Source organism: Xanthomonas sp. SHU 166 (assembly GCF_000364685.1).
Classification (GTDB): domain Bacteria; phylum Pseudomonadota; class Gammaproteobacteria; order Xanthomonadales; family Xanthomonadaceae; genus Xanthomonas_A; species Xanthomonas_A sontii.
Genome location: NZ_AQOJ01000335.1, coordinates 1 through 1,818 on the forward strand (window position 1 = coordinate 1; position 1,818 = coordinate 1,818).

At 72.2% G+C, this 1,818-nt stretch carries 2 protein-coding genes; both read left to right on the top strand.

Annotated elements, in window-relative coordinates:
• The coding region (locus D180_RS09970) for a DUF1631 family protein (RefSeq protein ID WP_017912679.1) at positions 1-1,357 on the top strand (1,357 nt) is incomplete at its 5' end.
• Positions 1,354-1,695, top strand: a complete 342-nt coding sequence (locus D180_RS09975) for a PilZ domain-containing protein (RefSeq protein WP_026143711.1) — start codon at positions 1,354-1,356, stop codon at positions 1,693-1,695. The genes D180_RS09970 and D180_RS09975, both read left to right, overlap by 4 nt.
• Positions 1,696-1,818: the final 123 nt, after the last annotated feature.

Sequence of the window (1,818 nt, forward strand, 5' to 3'; positions counted from 1 at the left end):
GCGGCCGGCGAGCGCCGCCGGTGCGACCCCGGTGCCGACCGCCAGCCTGTTGGAGGCCCTGGGCGAACTGCAGGCGCAACCGCCGGCCCACAGCACCCTGGGCGGACTGCGCGGACGCCGCCACCTGCGCGACGTGCAGACCGCCCTGTTGCAGGCGCTGCGCGCCACCCACGGCGCGCAGGCAACCCTGGCAGCACAGCAGGCCGACACCTTCGACCTGCTCGGCCTGCTGTACGGCGAGATCGAGCGCGAGGTACGCCCCGACGCGCCGGCCGCGGCGCTGCTGGAACGCCTGCAGGTGCCGCTGGTGCGCGCCGCGCTGCAGGATCCGGCGTTCTTCGCGCGCAGCCGGCACCCGGCGCGGGAACTGCTCAATGCCGTCGCCGAATCCGGCGCCACCTGGCTGGGCGAAGAGGACAGCGATCCGACGCTGCTGCTCAAGCTCAACCAGGCCGTGGACCGCGTGATCGAGGAGTACGAAGGCGACGAGACCGTCTTCGAGCAGGCCCACCAGGAGATCCAGGCGCAGCAGCGCAGCCTGGCGCACAAGGCCGAGATCGCCGAGCGCCGGCACGTCGAGGCCGCGCGCGGCAAGGAACGGCTGGAGCTGGCCAAGCAGACCGCGACCGCCACCCTGGAGGCGCTGTGCAGCGCCCGGCAACCGCCGGGTTTCGTGCAGACCCTGCTGCAGCAGGCCTGGTCCGACGTGCTGGTGCTGACCCTGCTGCGTCAGGGCGAGGACTCGGAGACCTGGCGCGAGCGCATCGGCCTGGCCGAGCGCATCGCCGAGGTCACCTGCCGCAGCGAGGGCGCCTCCGATGCGGCCCTGGCCGAGCGCGTGGGCCAGGCGCTGCTGCAGGTGGGCTACCACCAGCAGGAAGCCGAGGCCATCGCCCGCCGCCTGTCCACGCCCGGCGGCACCGACGCCACCACCTCGCGCACCGAACTCAGCGTGCGGCTGAAGGCGCGCACCCGCCTCGGCGAGCAGGGCGAGGACGGCGAGCGCCCCTCGCTGCCGCCGCGCAACGAGGCCGAACAGGCCGCGTATGCGCGGTTGCGCACGCTGCCGTTCGGCACCTGGTTCGAACTCGTCGTCAACCAGCAAGGCGACCTGAAGCGGCAACGCCTGTCCTGGTACAGCCCGATCACCGAGCGTGCGTTGTTCGTCAACCAGCGCGGGCAGAAGGCCGCCGAACACACGCTCGACGGATTGGCGCGGCTGCTGGCGCAGGGACAGGCGCGCATCGTCAGCGAGGACCGCGCCCGCCTGATCGACCGCGCCTGGCAGGCCGCGGTGCGCGCGCTGCGCACCCTGGCCGGCGTTCCCGCCGCCGACGACGCCATGGAGGGCGCATGAGCGCAGACGCTCGCCGATCGCCGCGCCTCCAGGTTCCGGACATGGTGCCGGTGCTCGACCTGATGGAAGACGCCGTGGTCGGCCGCCTCGGCAACGTCTCCGAACACGGCATGCTGCTGCTCGCCTCGGCACCGCTGCACGAGGACGCGCTGTACCAGTTGCGCTTCGCGATACCGCACGCCGACCGCGACGTGCAGATCGATATCGGCGCGCACCTGTTGTGGAGCGAACCCTCGCACGCACCGGGCCAGGCCTGGGCCGGCTTCCGCTTCCTGACCATTTCCCCCGCGCATCGCGACCTGTTGCGGCAGTGGATCAACGCTGCGACCGGCGGCTAGCGGCATCAACCTCGCAGGTGTGGCTACTGGTCCCTGTGACGGGATCAGCCGCGACCGGCATTCCCGGGAACGCCTCGGTCGCGGCTGAGGCCGCTCCTTGTATCTGGACATGTCGCCCCTAAA